We start from the raw sequence: 17,318 nt of genomic DNA, 5'->3' as shown, positions 1-17,318 counted from the left end.
GCTGTTACAAAGGGCAAATCGCTCGTGTTCGGCTTGCAAGGCGCTGTAACCTGCACCGATGCCGACGTGCGACGGTGAGGAGCGCAGTACACCGAGGAGATACCACACCGATGACACACGCACCAACCGACGTCGAACCGCCGCACGAATCGCCGAGCGACGAGATGGTCTGGGTGCCCGGTGGACAGTTCACGATGGGGTCTGAGGAGTTCTACCCCGAAGAAGCGCCCGTCCGGGAAGTGACCGTCGATGGGTTCTGGATGGACGAGTCGCCGGTGACGAACGCCGAGTTCGCCACGTTCGTCGACGAGACGGGCTACACGACGGTCGCCGAGCGTGACCCAGATCCCGACGACTACCCGGGTGCAGCCCCGGATGACCTCGTCCCGGGGTCTGCCGTCTTCATGTCGCCAGACGGCCCCGTCGACACCAGAAACCCGAACCAGTGGTGGGAGTACGTCGAGGACGCGTGCTGGCACCAACCTCTCGGACCCGACAGTACCCTCGACGGCCTGCTCGACCACCCCGTCGTCCACGTCACCTACGAGGACGCCCAAGCGTACGCCGAGTGGACCGGGAAGCGACTGCCGACCGAGGCGCAGTGGGAACGCGCCGCACGCGGCGGACTCGAACACAAGCGGTTCGTCTGGGGCAACGAGCACACGCCGGACGGAACACCGATGGCCAACACGTGGCAGGGACAGTTCCCACAGGAGAACACGGTCCACGACGGATACGAGCGCACCTCCCCGGTCGGGGCGTTTCCGTCCAACGAGTTCGGCCTCTACGACGTGGCCGGGAACGTCTGGGAGTGGACCCGCGACTGGTTCAGCGCGGACCCGACGGCTGGTGATTCCCCGGCGTGTTGCACACCGACGAATCCGCACAGTGCCGACGAGAAACAGAGTATCGACCCGCGTGACCCCTCCGCGATCCCGAGACGGGTGTTGAAAGGTGGGTCACACCTGTGTGCGCCGAACTACTGCTTCCGCTACCGCCCAGCGGCCCGATACCCACAACCGATCGACACCTCGACGAGTCACGTCGGATTCCGCTGTATCGTGCCGGAAGCGGAGTAGCTGACTCTCGGGGAACGAGAGACGGTAGGAAGTGCCGAAAGAACGGCCCCGCTGATTTTGGAGTCGGTCCGTCTCCTGCTCGAAATCACTCGTTACCAGCCCCAAAGGTCGGCTTATCAACAAACTGTCAATACATAACAAAGAACGCAGGAGGAGGGACAGTTCACATCGGGTGCGACGGCCGATTGTCTCGAAGTCAGAACGAAACCCGCCGACCTCGTGTCTGTGTTCTGTCACTCTTGACCGCGGCCCGATGAACCCACTGAGACACATGCCAGATCAAGAATTTCACGGCCACATCGGCCGTACGTACGATGAATCGGAGCCGTGGTGGCCCGAGCAGACACGAGCACCTGAAAACGCTCCGAACGTCCTCCTCATCACGCTCGACGACGTCGGCTTCGGTCAGCTCGGCTGCTATGGTGGCCTCGTCGACACCCCGAATATCGACCGCCTCGCCGACGACGGGTTGCGCTACAACAACTTCCACACGACCGCGCTGTGCTCGCCGACCCGCTCGTGTCTGATGACCGGGCGAAACCACCACTCGAACAGTATGGCCGGCATAGCCGAGATCTCGACCGGCTTCCCGGGCTACAACGGGCACATCCCCCACGAGAACGGGATGATACCCGAAGCACTCGTCGAGGAGGGGTACAGCACGTACCACCTCGGAAAGTGGCATCTCACACCCGCCGAATCCACGAGTGCTGCCGGCCCATACGACCAGTGGCCGCTCAACCGTGGCTTCGAGCGCTTCTACGGGTTCCTCGGCGGTGACACCGACCAGTACACGCCCGCACTCATCCACGACAATCATCAGGTCGACCCCCCGGCGACGCCCGAAGAGGGCTACCACCTTACGGAGGACCTCGCACAGCGCGCCATCGAGTTCATCGGGGACGCGAAACAGGTCGACCCCGACAAGCCGTTCTTCTCGTACTTTGCGCCCGGTGCGTGCCACGCACCGCACCAGGTTCCCCAGGAGTGGGCCGATAAGTACGAAGGGGAGTTCGATATGGGCTGGGACCAAGCCCGCGAACGAATCCTCGAACAACAGAAGGCAGAAGGCGTGGTTCCCGAGGATACCGAACTCTCCCCGCAAAACGAGGACGTCCGTCGCTGGGACTCGCTCTCCGAGGATGAACAGAAACTGTACGCGCGAATGATGGAAGTGTTCGCGGGCTTCCTCGAGCACACCGACGCCCAAATCGGCAAAGTGCTCGATTACCTGGAAGAGATCGGCGAACTCGACGACACCCTCGTGATGCTCGTCTCTGACAACGGCGCCAGCGCCGAAGGCGGCCCGACGGGATCCGTGAACGAGAACCGCTTCTTCAACAACGTTCCTGAGGACCTCGAAGAGAACCTCGAGGCGATGGACACCCTCGGCGGCCCCGAGCACTTCAACCATTACCCGTGGGGCTGGACGTGGGCGGGGAACACGCCGTTCCGTCGCTGGAAGCGAGAGACATACCGCGGCGGCGCCAGCGACCCGCTGATCGTGTCGTGGCCGAACGGTATCGACGCGGAAGGCGAGGTGCGCGATCAGTTCGTCCACGCCATCGACGTCGCGCCGACTATCTACGAGGCGGTCGGTATCGACTCGCCCGAGGAGGTGAAAGGCTACTCGCAGTCGCCAATCGAAGGCCAGAGCTTCGCGTACACGTTCGAGAATGCGGACGCGCCCGAACAGCACACCACCCAGTACTTCGAGATGCTCGGGACCCGGGCAATCTACCACAACGGCTGGCGCGCCGTCCACCCGTGGCCGTTCGGCAAGCCGATGACTGCGGAGGATCTCTCAGCAACCACCCTGGAGGACTCCGGGTGGGAACTCTACCACGTCGAGGAGGACTTCGCTGAAGCACACGACGTCGCGAGCGAGCATCCTGAGAAGGTGCTCGAACTCGCCCAGCTCTGGTGGACCGAAGCCGGCAAGCACAACGTCCTTCCGCTGGACGGTCGCAGCGTCCAGCGGTTCGCCGAAGCGCGCCCAGAGCCCGGAAAACCCCGCGAGAAGTACGTCTACCATCCGGGCGGCCAGTACGTCCCCGAGAACGCCGCTGTGAAGGTATTCAACCGCGACCACAGCATCACCGCCGACCTGACGGTACCGATAGGCGGCGCCGAGGGCGTCTTGCTCGCTCACGGCTCCCGCTCCGGTGGCTACTCGTTGTACGTGATGGACAACCGCCTCAAGTTCGTCCACAACTACGTCGGCGTCGACCAGTACGAGGTTGTCGCTGACGAGATGCTCCCCGAGGGCGACGTCACCGTCAGTATGGAGTTCGAAGTGACCGGCGAACCCGAGTTCGAAAACGGAAAGGGCACACCCGGAACCGTCCGCCTGTACTACGACGACACGCAGGTCGGAGAAGGCGAGATTCCCGTCACGACCCCCATCACCACCGGACTTACCGCCGGTTTGAGCTGTGGCAAGGACAGCGTGAACGCCGTCACCGACGCCTACCGCGAGCAGACGCCCTTCGAATTCACGGGCGACATCGCCCGCGTCACCGTCGACGTCAGCGGCGAGGCAGTCGTTCACGAGGAGGCCGAACTGGACCGCATTATGGCGAGAGAATAACTGGAGAACCCAATGTCAAATCAAGAATTCCACGGCCACATCGGCCGTACGTACGACGAATCAGAACCCTGGTGGCCAGAACAGACGCGAGCACCCGAGGACGCTCCAAACGTCCTCCTCATCACGCTCGACGACGTCGGCTTCGGACAGCTCGGCTGCTACGGCGGCCTCATCGACACCCCGAACATCGACCGCCTCGCAGAGAACGGCCTCCGGTACAACAACTTCCACACGACCGCGCTGTGCTCGCCGACGCGGAGCTGTCTAATGACCGGGCGGAACCACCACTCGAACGGGATGGCCGCCATCGCCGAAGCGTCGACTGGCTTCCCGGGATACAACGGCCACATCCCCCACGAGAACGGGATGGTCTCGGAGGCGCTCGTCGAAGAGGGCTACAGCACCTACCACCTCGGCAAGTGGCACCTCACACCCGCCGAGTCGACCAGCGCTGCCGGCCCGTACGACCAGTGGCCGTTACAGCGTGGCTTCGAGCGGTACTATGGGTTCCTCGGCGGCGACACCGACCAGTACACGCCCACACTCATCCACGACAATCATCAGGTCGACCCCCCGTCGACGCCTGAGGAGGGCTACCACCTCACTGAAGACTTAGCTCAGCGTGCCATCGATTTCATCGGCGACGCCAAACAGGTCGACCCCGACAAACCGTTCTTCACGTACTTCTGTCCCGGCGCGGCCCACGCGCCCCACCAGGTGCCGAAGGAATGGGCCGATAAGTATGAGGGAGAGTTCGATATGGGCTGGGATGAGGCCCGCGAACGCATCCTCGAACGACAAATCGAGATGGGCGTCGTCCCTGAGGGGACCGAACTCTCCCCGCAGAACGAGGATGTCGCCCGCTGGGACTCGCTCTCGGAGGACGAACAGCGCCTCTACAGTCGGATGATGGAGGTGTACGCTGGCTTCCTCGAACACACCGACGCCCAGATCGGCAAGGTTCTCGATTACCTCGAAGAACTCGGCGAACTGGAGAACACGCTCGTGATGCTCGTCTCCGACAACGGCGCCAGCGCCGAGGGCGGGCCGAACGGCTCGGTCGACGAGAATCGGTTCTTCAACAATGTCCCCGAGAGCCTCGAGGAGAACCTCGAGGCGATGGACGACCTCGGCGGGCCAGAGTATTTCAACCATTACCCGTGGGGGTGGACCTGGGCGGGGAACACGCCGTTCCGTCGCTGGAAGCGAGAGACATACCGCGGCGGCGCCAGCGACCCGCTGATCGTGTCGTGGCCGAACGGCATCGAGGCCGCAGGCGAGGTCCGCGATCAGTTCGTCCACGCCATCGACGTCGCCCCGACCATCTACGAGGCAGTGGGTATCGACCCGCCCGAGGAGGTGAAAGGCTACTCGCAGTCGCCCATCGAGGGGACGAGTTTCGCGTACAGTTTCGACGAATCGGACGCCCCAGAACAGCACACGACCCAGTACTTCGAGATGATCGGCACGCGCGCCATCTACCACGACGGCTGGCGTGCCGTCCGCCCGTGGCCATTCGGCAAACGGATCACGGCGGCAGACCTCTCGGCGACGAGCCTCGAAGACGCGGGATGGGAACTGTACAACCTGGAGGAGGACTTCGCCGAGGCGAACGACGTCGCTAGCGAACACCCGGAGAAGGTGCTCGAACTTGCCCAGTTGTGGTGGTCGGAAGCCGGCAAACACGACGTGCTTCCGCTCGACGGCCGTGGCGTCGAACGACTCGGAGAGCCGCGGCCACAGCCCGGGAAAGTGCGCGACCAGTATGTGTACTACCCCGGGGGCCAGCACATCCCCGAGAACGCCGCCGTGAAAGTCTTGAACCGCGATCACAGCATCACCGCCGACCTGACGGTTCCGATGGGTGGTGCCGAGGGCGTCTTGCTCGCCCACGGGAGTAGGTCGGGAGGCTACAGCCTCTTCGTCAAGGACAACCGACTGCACTACGTCCACAACTACGTCGGCGTCGAGGAGTACCGGGTGTCCGCGGACGAGCCACTGCCCGAAGGTGAGACATCGGTCCGGATGGAGTTCGAGGCGACCGGCGAGCCAGACATCGCCAACGGCGAGGGCGTCCCTGCGACCGTTCGCCTCTTCTACGGCGACCAAGAGGTGGGCAAGGCCGACCTCCCGAAGACGGTGCCGATCATCATCGGAATTGTCAGCGGTCTAAGTTGCGGACGCGACGCCGTCAGCGCCATCAGTGATGCGTACCGCGACCGGGCGCCGTTCGCGTTCACCGGCGATATCGCCCGAGTGACCGTCGACGTGAGCGGCGAACCATTCGTCCACGACGAAAAGGAGATGGACCGCATCATGGCCAGAGAATAGAGACAGAACGGACCGTGAGCGTGCATCCGGTTCGGTCCGCCGCTGGATCCGAACCGGTGAGCGGCCGACCACGGCCGCAGAGACGAACGGCACGAACATCGGCCGACCGACCGATTCCTCGGTCCACGTCACCCCGGCGACCACGCCGGGGGTGACCGATACAAGATGACTGTAGCACCCGCCCGAACCGTCTTCGCGCTAGTCCTCGTGGTGCTCGTACTCGCGGGCAACGCGGTTCCAGTCAGCGGAGCAGCGACGACTGCACCAGTACAACAGCAGCCACAGGTCACGGAACTAGACCTCCAAGCGTCCCTCACTGGCGAACTCGTCGTGACCGCAGGATGGTTCGAGCTTACAGCGATGGCAGAGGGGCGGTTGGACACGGGCACCCAGGAGACAGACCTCGGAGGGACCTACGACGTGGCCCTGGCCGAGCCGTTCGGTGAGTTCGCGTTCCGCGGCGAAGTTGTCGGCATCGTCAACGCGAGCCGCGTACTCCTCACGTTCGAAGGGGATGCTAGCGACTTTGGTGGAGCAGCGGCACTAGCCCCACCAACCACGTTGTCACCGACCGCTGGTGCTGCTGGACCGAGTTGGCACAGTGCCCTGACAGGCGTTCCAGGCGACTCGCGCTTTGGATCTACTCAACTCGAGTCGCTGGACATCAGTAGCGCGGACGATCAAGTGGCCCAACAGCACTCGGTAGCCACGCCCTCGGTCGCGCCGGTTCAACTCAATCCGTTCCGGCGACTCGGCATCTCGCTGTTCGACGCATATTGGCAACTCGCGACGCTCGTCCTCGGTCTCGTGTTGATCGGCCTCCTCCCGAACTTCTCTCGCCGGGTAGCCGACCTCGGGACTGGTGACCCGTTGCGCACCGCTGGGACTGGCCTTGCTGTCGTACTAATCGTCCCCATCGTGCTACTGCTGCTCGGGTTGAGCTTGTTCGGGATTCCGCTTGCGCTCGCTGGAGCCGCCGTCTACCTCGTGCTTTCGTGGGTCGGCGCTGTCTACGGTCGGTTCACCGTCGGGATGTGGGTGCTCAGCGCCATCCCGCGGGTACTGGCCGCCCTCGGGGCAGACAGCCGACCAATCGAGAATCGATGGGCCGGGCTACTCGTTGGCACGGCCGTCGTCGGCCTCCTGGTGTTGCTCCCAGTGGTGGGCCCGGTAGTCGAGTCGATCGTTCTCCTCCTCGGTCTCGGCGGCGTCACCCGTCTGGCGTACAGATCGTATCGGCGCACAGAGCGGATCGAACGAGTCCCGGCTCCAACGGTCGTGACCGATTCGGACGATGAGTGACGCAGTAGGGCAGGCTTCGCGTCGTCAACCTCGGGCCAGAGCAGTCGTGCGGTAAGCGGACCGTCCACTGTGGAAAGGAGAGCGAACGTTCAGTTCAGCGGGTATAACAAAGCCGCTCGACGGCCATCGGTGCCTGAGAACAGTGACGAGTCGGTCAACACTCGCCGAAGATTATGAACCACAAATACGACACACCACGACCGTTCCGCTACGACGCCGAGGTCGACCCCGGCGAGATCAGACACATCCAGTACGAAGTCGGCGAGACGTACCTCGGGCGGCCCGTCGAACTGCCGGTGACGATCATCAACGGCGAACACCCCGGCCCCCGACTGTGTCTGAGCGCGGCCATCCACGGCGACGAGGTCAACGGCGTCAAAGTGCTCCAAGAGGTCGCCGACCGCTACGATCCGGCGAACCTCCACGGAGCTATCGTCTGCCTACACGTCGTCAACGTCCCCGGCTACATCGCCCAGCAACGCTACCTCCCCATCTACGATCAAGACCTCAACCGGTCGTTCCCGGGGACCAGCGCGGGATCGACGGCCTCGCGGATGGCCCGGAGCATCTGGGATCACTTCGTCAGTAAGTGCGACATCGGACTCGACTTCCACACGTCGACGCGCAACCGGATGACCGTCTTCCACGGCCGCGCCGATATGGAAGACGAGGGCATCCAGCGCCTCGTCGAGGCTGCAGGGATTCCACTCGTGATGTCGGGGGAGGGGAGTTCAGGAATGCTCCGACGGGTGGCAACTGAGCAAGGGACGCCCATCGTCACCGTGGAGATGGGGGAGGCGAACCGCTTCCAACCGATGCTCATCGACCTAGGCCTCCAGACGGTCGAGAACGTCCTGGCAGCCTACGAGATGTACCCTGAGGCGACGCCGCGGCGATCTGACTTCCAGAAGGTCCTCACGAGCGAGAACCAGAAGAAGTGGATCCGCGCCGACCACGGCGGTCTTGTCGAGATGAAGTGGGGACCGTTACCCGTCGTCGACGAGGGCGAGACCATCTGCGTCATCTCGGATCACTTCAGAACGGAGGAACACGTCGTCACCGCCCCGTTCGACGGCTTCCTCGCAGGGATTCTGGCGAACCCCCGAGTGCTTCCAGGCCACCCGCTCGTCCACCTCGTCGAGATAGACGAGCAGGATCGCGAGCACATCCGTAGCGCGTACGAAGACGTCGGATTCGCCAGACACGGGACCTTCCACTGGATGGGGAAGATGGGCGAGCAGATTGCCGAACCACTTCTCGACGACTCCCGAGTGGAGTGAGCGACGATGGTCGTCATCCTCGAATCGCTCGCTACGCTGTCTGTGCTGGTGTTCGTCGTGACCAGTATGCTGGCGATGGGGCTCAACCTCACCGTCGGACAGATACTCGACCCCCTTCGGGACCTCGCGTTGGTCGCGAAGGCGCTGGTCGCGAACTTCGTCCTCGTGCCCCTCCTCGCGTACGCGATCCTGCTCGTGATCCCGCTGACCGAGGCGCAGTCCATCGGGCTGATTCTGTTGGCGACGGCTGCCGGCGCACCCTTCCTGCCCAAACTCGTCGAGATGGCGAAGGCGGACGTCGCCTTCGGTGTCGGCCTGATGGTGCTGTTGATGGTGGTGACGGTCGCGTACGTGCCGATCGTACTCCCGTTCCTCCTGCCGGGCGTGCAGGTCGATCCGGTCGAGATCGCGCAGTCGCTGGTCGTGTTGATGCTCGTGCCGCTGGGACTCGGTCTGTTCGTGAGAGCCCGCTACGCCGACACGGCCGCGCGCCTGCAGCCGACCGTGAATCAGACCTCCTCGACTGCGCTGGTGTTCCTCGTGGTGCTCATGCTCGTCCTCAACGTCCAGACGCTGATCAGTGTGATCGGGACGGGTGTGATCATCGCATTCGCGGTACTCATCGTCGGGTCGCTGGGTGTCGGGTGGTTGGTCGGTGGACCGACCACCGACACCAGAGCGGTACTCGGCCTCGGAACGGCTCAGCGCAACGTCTCCGCCGCACTTGTCGTCGGTGCGGCGAACTTCGAGGACCCGGACGTCGTCGTGATGCTGGTCGTCGGTGCGACGTTGATGGGATTGCTCATCGTCCTCGCTGGCGAGTTGGGCAAGCGAACCGAGCGGTCACAACCGGCTCAGGCCGTGGGAGTAACCAATAATGACTGACATTCCACAACGACACGGAGAGGATGCAATGACAACTGACCGCCGGCTGACCGCCTCGACGACCAATCCGACCGCAATGGAGGAGTCACAATGAACGCCCGACGCGGGAGACAACGGCGTCAGAAGCGACGAGACGCCCGTCAGGGTATAGAGACGCCTACCGGGCCAACGCGCTACCAGATGCGTGAGCGACTCGTCGCCTTCGGGAACGACTACGTGATCAAGACGGCGGGGGGCGTCCCAGCGTATCGCGTCGACGGGAAGGCCCTCAGGCTGCGAAACACCATTCGGATCTTAGACCAGCGTGGCCGCCTCCTCTATCGCGTGCAAGCGAGGGTCCTCAGGCTGAAACAGACAATGGCCATCGACCGGGACGGCCAGACCGTCGCTACCGTACAAAAGGCGCTCGTGACACCCTTCAGAGATCGCTTCGATGTGGACGTGGTTGGCGGCCCCCCGCTCCACGTACAGGGGAACATCCTCGATCACGAGTATCGGATCACCCGAAACGGAGCTCCGGTCGCGACGGTCTCCAAGCGGTGGATCCGTGTGCGTGACACCTACGGGGTTGAGGTGATGCCGGGCGAGGACCACGCGTTCGTGCTCGCCGTCGTCGCGGCGATCGATTCGATCTGACGCCGCGACCGTCACACGCAATCTCCACCGTGCAACCGAACGTGATCGACTTCGTCGACGCACTCGTCTTCGTCCTCTCGAGACTCCAAGGCCTGTTCGTGACGGTCTCGATCGTCTCGTTGATGGCCGCCCTGGGGACCAGATTAACACAGGGGGACGTCGTCGGCACGATCCGTCAGTACAACCTCATCTCCCGGTGGGCCCTCGCGAACCTCCTCGCCGTCCCGCTTTTCGCGTTGCTTCTGGGGTCGTGTTCGACTTAGCCGATCCGTTCGTCCTCGGACTACTGCTCGTCGCCATCGCACCCGGTGCACCCTTCATCCCACAACTCGTCGCGATGGCAGGCGAGGACTCCAAAGAGGCCGTTCACTTGACCGTCGCACTGACGCTCGTCGCGACGGTGACTGTGCCGCTGATCGTCGCCACGCTGTTGACTCTATTCGGCGTGGACATCCGGTTCTCACCGTGGTGATTCCTCTGGCCGTTAGTGGCCCTACTCGTAGTCCCAATGTTCGCCGGCAGCACCCTCCGATATTATCGACCGGACCTCGCGGTCCCCCTCGCGCGGGGGCTCCTCTTGGTGGCGAACGCGACGCTCGGTATCGCACTCGTGCTCGTCATCCTCCTCAACCTCAGAACGACGATTCGTACGTTCACCGCGATGCTCGGAACCGGGGCGCTCGCAGTGATGACGGTGTTCGTCCTCGCGTCCGTCCTCGTCGGCTGGGTGGTGGGCGGTCCGACTCAGCGGGATCGGCGGATCCTCGCGCTCGGAACGGCTGGCCGCAACATCAACGTCGCGTTGTTCATCGCGACGGGAGCGTTCCCGGAGTCTGGCGTCGCCCAGAGCATCGCCACACTCGCCGTCGTGATGCTCATTGTATCGCTGCTCGTCGCCAGATACTGGCGTCGACGTCCACTCTCCGAGGAGGTCGAATCGACCGACAACGTACCGGCATAATACATCGGCCCACGTCGCGGCGCCGTGCGACACCAACGAGAGCGATCCGATGAAGTTCGAGGCCCGGCTCTCGTCGAACTGGTACAGGGGTTCGTACGTGCTGGCAACACGGTCAACTGTGACATCCTCCCCGGCGTGAACGCCGGGGCTTCCCACACGGTGGGAATGCCAGTTAATCGTCGCTGGCAGTGGGTTTCGACTCTTGAAACGATGTGAGTGTCATCTGCGAGGGTGTCTCGCTCTGCTCACACTGAGTCGTGGCGGTGTCACAACCGCGCCCATCCTGTGGCGAGTCATCGCCTACCTGTTTCACTGGTAGGCTCTCTCCCCACGGGTTGACGCGACGTGCGATGTTCGCACTCGCGTTAATATCTGCTTGAAACGTCGATACGTGACACTCTGGGTTCTTACACTTGAACTCGGCTTGCCGAGGTCGATACCCGATATGCTTGCACGAATGGCACGTCTGACTCGTGTATTGAGGGTGAACGTACCGGACTGGAATCCCTGCGTCCTTCGCCTTGTCTTCGATACGCCCCTGCAATCGAGCGAATGCCCACGAGTGCAGGCGTCGGTTCATATACTTCCCGTAGTCCAATGACTCGCGGATGTACGCTAAGTCTTCCATCACGATGACGGGTTTCTCGAACTGACGGGCGTACTCCACAGACTCACGAGATGCCTTCTCGATGATGTCCGTGAGTCGGCTCTGGTAGTACGAGACGCGTTCCTCGACGCGCCACTCAAAAGCGTCTCGCTCCTGCAGGCGTTTCAGGGTCGTGAACATCTCCTTGCGGAGTCGCTTGGCTTCTTTCCCGTTGATGAGCAACGGGTTCGTCGGCGTGTCGTGTTGGAGGGCACAGCCCGTAACCAACATCGACTCACCAATATCGAAGCCAACCCGAGTCGGGTTCTCGGGGAGTTCAGAGGTGTCCTCGATTTCGTATTCAACGGTGGCGTGGAGCGTCCACGTTTTTCGGTGTTTCTGCAAGCGGAGTTCGCCCACTTTCGTACTCGACTCGTCATCGAACAGGTCGTCCCACAGTCTCTCTTGTTCGGGATTCAGTCGGAGTGGTATCCAGAAGTTGGTTCCGCGACCGGGTTGCGGAACGTTCCAACAGATTTCGTACTCACGCGAAGAGTCGCGGTCGAACTTCCCAGCCCGGTTCACGAATCGGAGCGGGTGTTCGTCGTCCAACTCGTTGGCGTTGTACGTCTTGTGGAGTTTGGGGACGTAGGATTTGAGGGCGTCTTTCGCTTGGTACGGCAGGTTGTACGGCGTCACCACGTCGTTCGTGGCACTCATCGTCGTACAGTCTTGCTCGAACGCCTCGTGGAGTGCCTCTCGGTACTCAGACAGCGTTTGCTGGAGGCGTTGCTCTTTGCACCGTGTTGGGGGTGCGAGCGTGGCTTCCAGCGTCTTATTCGCCGTCTGGGTCGTTGACATCGTAGCCTTCGGATTCGAGTGCTTTGCGGAGGAGTTCGGGGTATGCTCGTGAGTGGCGTATCCCGTGGTCGCGGGCGTATTCCTTCACGGCTTCGTGAAGTGGCCCGCCTCGCTCCATATTGAAGTCGGCTCTCATCCACGAAAACGTAAGAAGTAGCGTAAGTTAAAGATGGTGGTCGGCATACGGGCTGGCTGTCAAAACGTGGTTAGTTCAGCAGTTGTCGGATTCCCTCCCGGCCTGAAGGCCGTGATTCCCTCCTTGCAGGAAGACGGCCCGGGCCCGCCTGCCGTCGTGAACGCACTGCGGGCAATTCCGAAATCGGCGACTCGTGGACAAGCCCTCGCTGATCACGCGAATAGGATGACGATCGTGTACACGAGTGCACCGCAAGCGAACGCGATGAACCGGCTCTCGTGCAACTCTGGGAGCTCCTCTTTGATCACGTTGAACACGACCGCCCCCGCGACGAACCCGAACAGCGTGGACAGCAGGAGGGCTCCAAGTTCGAGTACGATCCCGATTCCGCCGCCAAGCAGCGTCGCGCCGGCGAGTATCCAGCGAGCCTTCTGGTCGAACGCGTCGCCGTGGTGGCGGCGGAGTCCGTAGTCCGTAATCCGGAAGTGAAGTCCCATCGCCAACGCGTAAAAGAACAGGTTCACCACGCCCGGCGCTTCCTGGTGGAAGAGGAGGTAGCCGATGAGTCCGCTGTAGAGAGCGAAGATGGCGACGTGCGCCCAGAAAGCGGTCGGTGATTCAGTCAGATCGTCGCCGGTGCGGTGCACGACGGCGACTTCGACTCCGTAGAAGAGCACGAACCCGAGTAGCGCCATCAGGTAGACGTACTGTTCGGCGATCAGCGCGTCGCCACGGAGTGTGCCCACGACCAGCGCCGCCTCACTCACCTCGGGGAGCAGGAGGACGAACACGTACGCGACGGTCGCGCCGCCCGCGGCCGAGAGGAGGTCCCGCTTCCGTTCGAACCTGGCAGCATCCCACCGACTCGTGGACAGGTGAACCAGCGCGAGTGCGACGGTGAGCAGGATAGACGCGATGGTGAGGGCCCGCGTCGGGTTCGTCGACACCTCGACTGCGATCATCTGTCCTCCCGTCCCCCGTCGACAGTGGCTATCGGATTCACCATCGAGTCGTGGGGGAACGCCTCGTCGAATCCGTCAATCCCGTTCGCAGATGACACACTGCGGGTCGCGGCTGCTCGGCGAGGTGTTGGCCGAGTTGTGTGCGTGTCAGTATTCATGTCTGTCGCAGGTACCCTGGGTGTGATTCGGCCGCCGGTCGACGCCGTACGTTGTCTGCGTGCGCCCATAGGTCTCCCTCACCGTCCAGCGGTACGGAAATCGGTCCGAGGGAACTGTCTCAGACCGGGCAGAGAGATGGTGACATCGGTCCCTCCAACGCCGATGTGCGGGAGACGCCGACGACCGTTCGACCGCGACCGTCGGACACGCTCTAAGGCCGTTGGAACCTCCCGCGCGATTATCTGGGATTCTGTCGTATCGGACACTATGGGAGAACTCGAAACCGAGGAGCAGCGGTCGCGAGCGGAGGTCGCGACGTTCCTTCGAGACCTGGCCGACCAACTCGACGGCGACGGAGCCGTGACACTCGATCTCGGCGGTACCGGGGTACGACTGAACCCAACCGAGCCAGTGACGTTCAAACTCGAGGGCGAGTCAGATTGGTCAGAGGGCGACACGGAGGCGAAACAGAGCATCGAGTTCGAACTGGTATGGTGGCGCGACGCCACGACCGCCGATGAGGGGTCGTTAGACGTCGATCCCTGACGCGTCCGTCCCCGTCGACGATCTCAGCCGCGAATGGGCGGTCGTTTCAGCGGGACCGACCGCTCGGTGTGTACCTCGCCGTCGCGGACGAGGACGGCGTCGACGGACGCGGGCATCGAGTCCATCGGCAACTGCCACGCGCCGGTCACCTCACCACGCTCGCCGGCTAGGATCGCACCAGTCGAGGAGACACTGTCGAGCGCTGTCCCATCGTGAAGGGTAACGCCCGTGAGTCGGAGCTCGACGGCGGCGTCGGTCGTGTTCTCCACGGTGACCCGGAGGATGTACGTTCGCGACCCAGGCTCTCCCCTGACTTCGGAGACTTCGACCGTCTCCACCGCTTGGGTGTCCGCGAGGAGTTCGTCGCCGACGCCGACGGCCCCCTCCCTCGGCGTCGCCGTCGCGGTCGCAGTCGGTGAGTCGTCGCTGGTGGCCGTCCCGTCGCCCGACTCCTCCCCGTCCCCGCCGGGGAGCAGTTCGTTGCTGAGGAGTCCGCCGAAGGTGAGCACCTCGACAACGACGGGCACGGCGAACGCGAGCACGGCTATCCAGCGGATCAGCCGTCGACGGCTCGGGTCGTCGTCACCCTCGCGTGGCTCCTCGGCCGTCGACGGTTCGTCCGTATCTGTGGTGTTGTCGGTCATCAAATCAAGTAAATCCGTACGGAAGGTGTGACGGTCGCCGAGGCGTTACGCCGGAATCGGTGGCGACCCCGGAGCGAACAGACCGTCGGCAACCATATCGTACAGCGGCAGGCCGTACGCGAGTGCGACGAGTACGATCGCGATCGCGACCCACAGTTTCAGGTTGTCGAGCACCCGCGGCGAGTCCTCGGCCCCGGACATCGGTTCGGGGAGGAAGCCGTTGACACGGAGTTGGCTGTTCGGCTTGCCGAGCGTCCACGTCGCCAACATCACGCCGAGGAACATTACGGCACCGACGAACAGCAACGTGCCGCCGATGGCGATCTGGATGCGCATCTCGGCGACGCTCCCGACGACCGCTTGGAAGCTGAACTGGTCGTACTGTGGCTCAGCGGTCCGGCGCGGGATGCCCGCGAGGCCGCCGCGGTGCATCGCGTTAGACATCAGCACCATTCCGACGAACCACACGTACGGCTGGAGCGCGGCCATCCCCCGCCACTGCAACCGCTTGCCGGTCACCTGCGGGACCAGCCAGTAGGACACCGCCATCAGCGTCAGCGCGAACGCCGTGCCGACGGTGAGGTGGAAGTGGCCCGGAACCCACAGCGTGTTGTGGATGAGGTAGTTGATGTTCATCCCGGCATTGATCATCCCGGAGAAGCCGCCTGCGGCGAACATGATGCCCGAGAGGGCGATGCCCGAGAACGCCGGCCGCTCCCACGGCAGTGCCTTCAGCCAGCCGAGGTAGCCCGTGCCGCCGCGCTGGCGAGCGCCGTGCTCCATACTGGCGACGACGGTGAACAGCGTCAACAGCGACGGCAACAGCAGGAACATCGTGTTCGTCATCGCGACGAACTTGTAGCCCGATGCGATACCGGGGTCGGTGTACTGGTGGTGGAACCCGACGGGCGTCGAGAGGATGAGGAACAGGACGAACACCACTCGAGCCAGCGGGTCGCTGAACAGCCGCCCGCCCGACAGTTTGGGCAAGACGGTGTACCAGATGAGGTACGCCGGCAGCAACCAGAAGTACACAACCGGGTGGCCGAAGTACCAGAACATCGTCCGCGTCAGCAGCGGATCGACCTGCTGGATGAGCCCTAGCGACCACGGGATGAGGAAGACGACAACCTCGACGGCGACGCCGATGGTGGAGATGTACCACATCAGCATCGTCGTCAACACCATAAACGCCTGCAGTGGGATGCGCGAGTCGGGGTTTTCCGACCGCCACTCACGGAACTGCAGGAAGTAACTCGCGCCGGCGAGCCACGACCCGACGATGAGCAGCGCCGCGCCCACGTAGAACAGCGGGTGCGCCTGCAGCGGCGCGTAGAACGTGAACAGTACGTCCGCACTCGCCGGAATCGAGTCGAACAGGCCGGCGATGATCGTCCCCCCGGCGAGGAGCGTACCCAAGATCATAAGTCCGAGCCACGACGCGGTCAGCCTCGAACTCGGCGGCGAGACGCCGAGGCTCCTCGTGTTCGCCCACTGGAACAGGCCGGCGATGCCGAACGTCGTGAACACGAGCGCCAACAACACGCCGTGGCCCGTCAGGATCGTGTAGTAGTCCGACGACGGGATGATCCGAAGCACGTTCGTCCGGTGGAGCGCCTGAATGAGGCCGAACAGCGCACCGCCAGCGAACGCCAAAAACGAGACCCCCAGACAGATCCGTACGATCTGCGCGGCGTCCGGGTAGCGGTCGACGAACGCCCGGCGGCGTCGTGTGCCGTCTTCGGTCTCGACGTACTCCTCCTCGTTCCGCGTGCCAGTGTCGGTTGGATGTCCAGTTGCCATCAGTTCTCACCCTCCACGCTCGCGTCTGCGTTCGCACTCACGTCGAACTGCGACTGCGGAACGACGTGGAGTTGCCCCGCCATCGTGTGGTGACCGCTCCCGCAGTACTCGTGACAGACGATACCGTACTCGCCAGTCTCATCGAAGGTCACATCGAATCGAGCGACCTGCCCGGGAATGACCATCGTGTTGACGTTCGTTCCGGCGAGGTTGAACCCGTGCGTCACGTCGGCGGAGGTGACGTGGAACGTCACCTCTTCACCTGCGGGCACCTCAATTGGTTGCGCAGTCCCGGGGTTGAACAGATACTGCCGGGCAACGATGTACACATCGACGCCGTCGCCGTCACTCGACTCGTAGACGCCAGGTTCCCGGAAGTTGTCGGCCTGCTCGAAGTTCCCGTTGGCGACGACGTCGGCGTCTATCGTCCCGCCATCGTCGCCGACCATCGCGACGCCGGGACCGATTGCGCCGTAGACGATGGTCCCGATGAACGCCACGATCAGGACGAGCGATGCGCCGAACCAGAGTTTCTCGAATCTGTGGACGTGCATAGA

General features: G+C 63.2%; 17 protein-coding genes. 11 read left to right on the top strand and 6 right to left on the bottom strand.

The window, feature by feature from the left end:
- Positions 1 to 110 precede the first annotated feature (110 nt).
- The 10 genes from P0D77_RS15795 (at position 111) to P0D77_RS15750 (ending at position 11,064) form a co-directional block, all read left to right on the top strand.
- Positions 111 to 1,079 carry a formylglycine-generating enzyme family protein gene (locus P0D77_RS15795; protein WP_277556073.1) on the top strand — a complete coding sequence of 323 codons (969 nt, stop codon included), beginning with the start codon at positions 111 to 113 and terminating at the stop codon, positions 1,077 to 1,079.
- 271 nt (positions 1,080 to 1,350) lie between these two features.
- Positions 1,351 to 3,669, top strand: a complete 2,319-nt coding sequence (locus tag P0D77_RS15790; protein ID WP_277556072.1) for an arylsulfatase — start codon at positions 1,351 to 1,353, stop codon at positions 3,667 to 3,669.
- A gap of 12 nt (positions 3,670 to 3,681) precedes the next feature.
- Positions 3,682 to 6,000 carry an arylsulfatase gene (locus tag P0D77_RS15785; protein ID WP_277556071.1) on the top strand — a complete coding sequence of 773 codons (2,319 nt, stop codon included), beginning with the start codon at positions 3,682 to 3,684 and terminating at the stop codon, positions 5,998 to 6,000.
- A gap of 165 nt (positions 6,001 to 6,165) precedes the next feature.
- Positions 6,166 to 7,302, top strand: a complete 1,137-nt coding sequence (locus P0D77_RS15780) for a DUF8173 domain-containing protein (RefSeq protein ID WP_277556070.1) — start codon at positions 6,166 to 6,168, stop codon at positions 7,300 to 7,302.
- 173 nt (positions 7,303 to 7,475) lie between these two features.
- Positions 7,476 to 8,582 (top strand): succinylglutamate desuccinylase/aspartoacylase family protein, encoded by a 1,107-nt coding sequence (locus P0D77_RS15775; RefSeq protein ID WP_277556069.1) that lies wholly within the window; start codon positions 7,476 to 7,478, stop codon positions 8,580 to 8,582.
- A gap of 6 nt (positions 8,583 to 8,588) precedes the next feature.
- Positions 8,589 to 9,467, top strand: coding sequence for a bile acid:sodium symporter family protein (locus P0D77_RS15770; RefSeq protein ID WP_277556068.1), 879 nt, complete (start codon positions 8,589 to 8,591; stop codon positions 9,465 to 9,467).
- Between the two features lie 90 nt (positions 9,468 to 9,557).
- Entirely contained in the window at positions 9,558 to 10,103 is a 546-nt protein-coding gene (locus P0D77_RS15765; RefSeq protein WP_277556067.1) for an LURP-one-related/scramblase family protein, read from the top strand.
- Between the two features lie 41 nt (positions 10,104 to 10,144).
- Positions 10,145 to 10,366: a hypothetical protein gene (locus tag P0D77_RS15760; RefSeq protein WP_277556066.1), complete on the top strand. Its 222-nt coding sequence runs from the start codon at positions 10,145 to 10,147 to the stop codon at positions 10,364 to 10,366.
- Positions 10,354 to 10,575: a hypothetical protein gene (locus P0D77_RS15755; protein WP_277556065.1), complete on the top strand. Its 222-nt coding sequence runs from the start codon at positions 10,354 to 10,356 to the stop codon at positions 10,573 to 10,575. Before P0D77_RS15760 ends, P0D77_RS15755 begins: the two co-directional genes overlap by 13 nt.
- A 15-nt stretch (positions 10,576 to 10,590) precedes the next feature.
- Positions 10,591 to 11,064: a hypothetical protein gene (locus P0D77_RS15750; protein ID WP_277556064.1), complete on the top strand. Its 474-nt coding sequence runs from the start codon at positions 10,591 to 10,593 to the stop codon at positions 11,062 to 11,064.
- A 172-nt stretch (positions 11,065 to 11,236) separates the two neighbouring features.
- On the opposite strand, the gene P0D77_RS15745 is transcribed toward P0D77_RS15750, so the two are convergent.
- The 3 genes from P0D77_RS15745 to P0D77_RS15735 form a co-directional block, all read right to left on the bottom strand.
- On the bottom strand, positions 11,237 to 12,511 hold the full coding sequence (locus P0D77_RS15745; protein ID WP_277556063.1) for a transposase: 1,275 nt from the start codon (positions 12,509 to 12,511) through the stop codon (positions 11,237 to 11,239).
- Positions 12,486 to 12,647, bottom strand: a complete 162-nt coding sequence (locus P0D77_RS15740; RefSeq protein ID WP_277556061.1) for a hypothetical protein — start codon at positions 12,645 to 12,647, stop codon at positions 12,486 to 12,488. The genes P0D77_RS15745 and P0D77_RS15740 overlap by 26 nt, the downstream gene beginning before the upstream one ends.
- A 212-nt stretch (positions 12,648 to 12,859) precedes the next feature.
- Complete coding sequence (locus tag P0D77_RS15735) at positions 12,860 to 13,609, bottom strand: hypothetical protein (protein WP_277556059.1); 750 nt, start codon at positions 13,607 to 13,609, stop codon at positions 12,860 to 12,862.
- Positions 13,610 to 14,035: 426 nt separating this feature from the next.
- Here P0D77_RS15735 and P0D77_RS15730 point away from each other — a divergent pair, with 426 nt between their 5' ends.
- The gene (locus P0D77_RS15730; protein WP_277556058.1) at positions 14,036 to 14,314 is read left to right on the top strand and encodes an amphi-Trp domain-containing protein; all 279 of its coding nucleotides are present in this window, start codon (positions 14,036 to 14,038) and stop codon (positions 14,312 to 14,314) included.
- A 23-nt stretch (positions 14,315 to 14,337) separates the two neighbouring features.
- On the opposite strand, the gene P0D77_RS15725 is transcribed toward P0D77_RS15730, so the two are convergent.
- The 3 genes from P0D77_RS15725 to P0D77_RS15715 are packed head-to-tail and all read right to left on the bottom strand — an operon-like array spanning position 14,338 to position 17,315.
- Positions 14,338 to 14,958 (bottom strand): hypothetical protein, encoded by a 621-nt coding sequence (locus tag P0D77_RS15725; RefSeq protein ID WP_277556057.1) that lies wholly within the window; start codon positions 14,956 to 14,958, stop codon positions 14,338 to 14,340.
- 45 nt (positions 14,959 to 15,003) lie between these two features.
- Positions 15,004 to 16,761, bottom strand: a complete 1,758-nt coding sequence (locus tag P0D77_RS15720) for a b(o/a)3-type cytochrome-c oxidase subunit 1 (RefSeq protein WP_277556056.1) — start codon at positions 16,759 to 16,761, stop codon at positions 15,004 to 15,006.
- Positions 16,761 to 17,315 (bottom strand): cytochrome c oxidase subunit II, encoded by a 555-nt coding sequence (locus tag P0D77_RS15715; protein WP_277556055.1) that lies wholly within the window; start codon positions 17,313 to 17,315, stop codon positions 16,761 to 16,763. The genes P0D77_RS15720 and P0D77_RS15715 overlap by 1 nt, the downstream gene beginning before the upstream one ends.
- Between the last annotated feature and the right edge of the window lie 3 nt (positions 17,316 to 17,318).

It is taken from the genome of Halobaculum limi (assembly GCF_029490015.1).
Classification (GTDB): Archaea; Halobacteriota; Halobacteria; order Halobacteriales; family Haloferacaceae; genus Halobaculum; species Halobaculum limi.
The sequence above is the reverse complement of the archived record's forward strand: the minus strand, read 5'-3'. Positions and strand labels throughout refer to the sequence as shown.

Bases quoted from the DNA above. Each gene is read 5' to 3' on its own strand.
- P0D77_RS15730 (WP_277556058.1), top strand. From the start codon at position 14,036: ATGGGAGAACTCGAAACCGAGGAGCAGCGGTCGCGAGCGGAGGTCGCG.
- P0D77_RS15790 (WP_277556072.1), top strand. From the start codon at position 1,351: ATGCCAGATCAAGAATTTCACGGCCACATCGGCCGTACGTACGATGAA.
- P0D77_RS15745 (WP_277556063.1), bottom strand. From the start codon at position 12,511: ATGTCAACGACCCAGACGGCGAATAAGACGCTGGAAGCCACGCTCGCA.
- P0D77_RS15715 (WP_277556055.1), bottom strand. From the start codon at position 17,315: ATGCACGTCCACAGATTCGAGAAACTCTGGTTCGGCGCATCGCTCGTC.
- P0D77_RS15770 (WP_277556068.1), top strand. From the start codon at position 8,589: ATGGTCGTCATCCTCGAATCGCTCGCTACGCTGTCTGTGCTGGTGTTC.
- P0D77_RS15785 (WP_277556071.1), top strand. From the start codon at position 3,682: ATGTCAAATCAAGAATTCCACGGCCACATCGGCCGTACGTACGACGAA.
- P0D77_RS15765 (WP_277556067.1), top strand. From the start codon at position 9,558: ATGAACGCCCGACGCGGGAGACAACGGCGTCAGAAGCGACGAGACGCC.
- P0D77_RS15740 (WP_277556061.1), bottom strand. From the start codon at position 12,647: ATGAGAGCCGACTTCAATATGGAGCGAGGCGGGCCACTTCACGAAGCC.
- P0D77_RS15725 (WP_277556057.1), bottom strand. From the start codon at position 14,958: ATGACCGACAACACCACAGATACGGACGAACCGTCGACGGCCGAGGAG.
- P0D77_RS15795 (WP_277556073.1), top strand. From the start codon at position 111: ATGACACACGCACCAACCGACGTCGAACCGCCGCACGAATCGCCGAGC.
- P0D77_RS15775 (WP_277556069.1), top strand. From the start codon at position 7,476: ATGAACCACAAATACGACACACCACGACCGTTCCGCTACGACGCCGAG.
- P0D77_RS15780 (WP_277556070.1), top strand. From the start codon at position 6,166: ATGACTGTAGCACCCGCCCGAACCGTCTTCGCGCTAGTCCTCGTGGTG.
- P0D77_RS15735 (WP_277556059.1), bottom strand. From the start codon at position 13,609: ATGATCGCAGTCGAGGTGTCGACGAACCCGACGCGGGCCCTCACCATC.
- P0D77_RS15720 (WP_277556056.1), bottom strand. From the start codon at position 16,761: ATGGCAACTGGACATCCAACCGACACTGGCACGCGGAACGAGGAGGAG.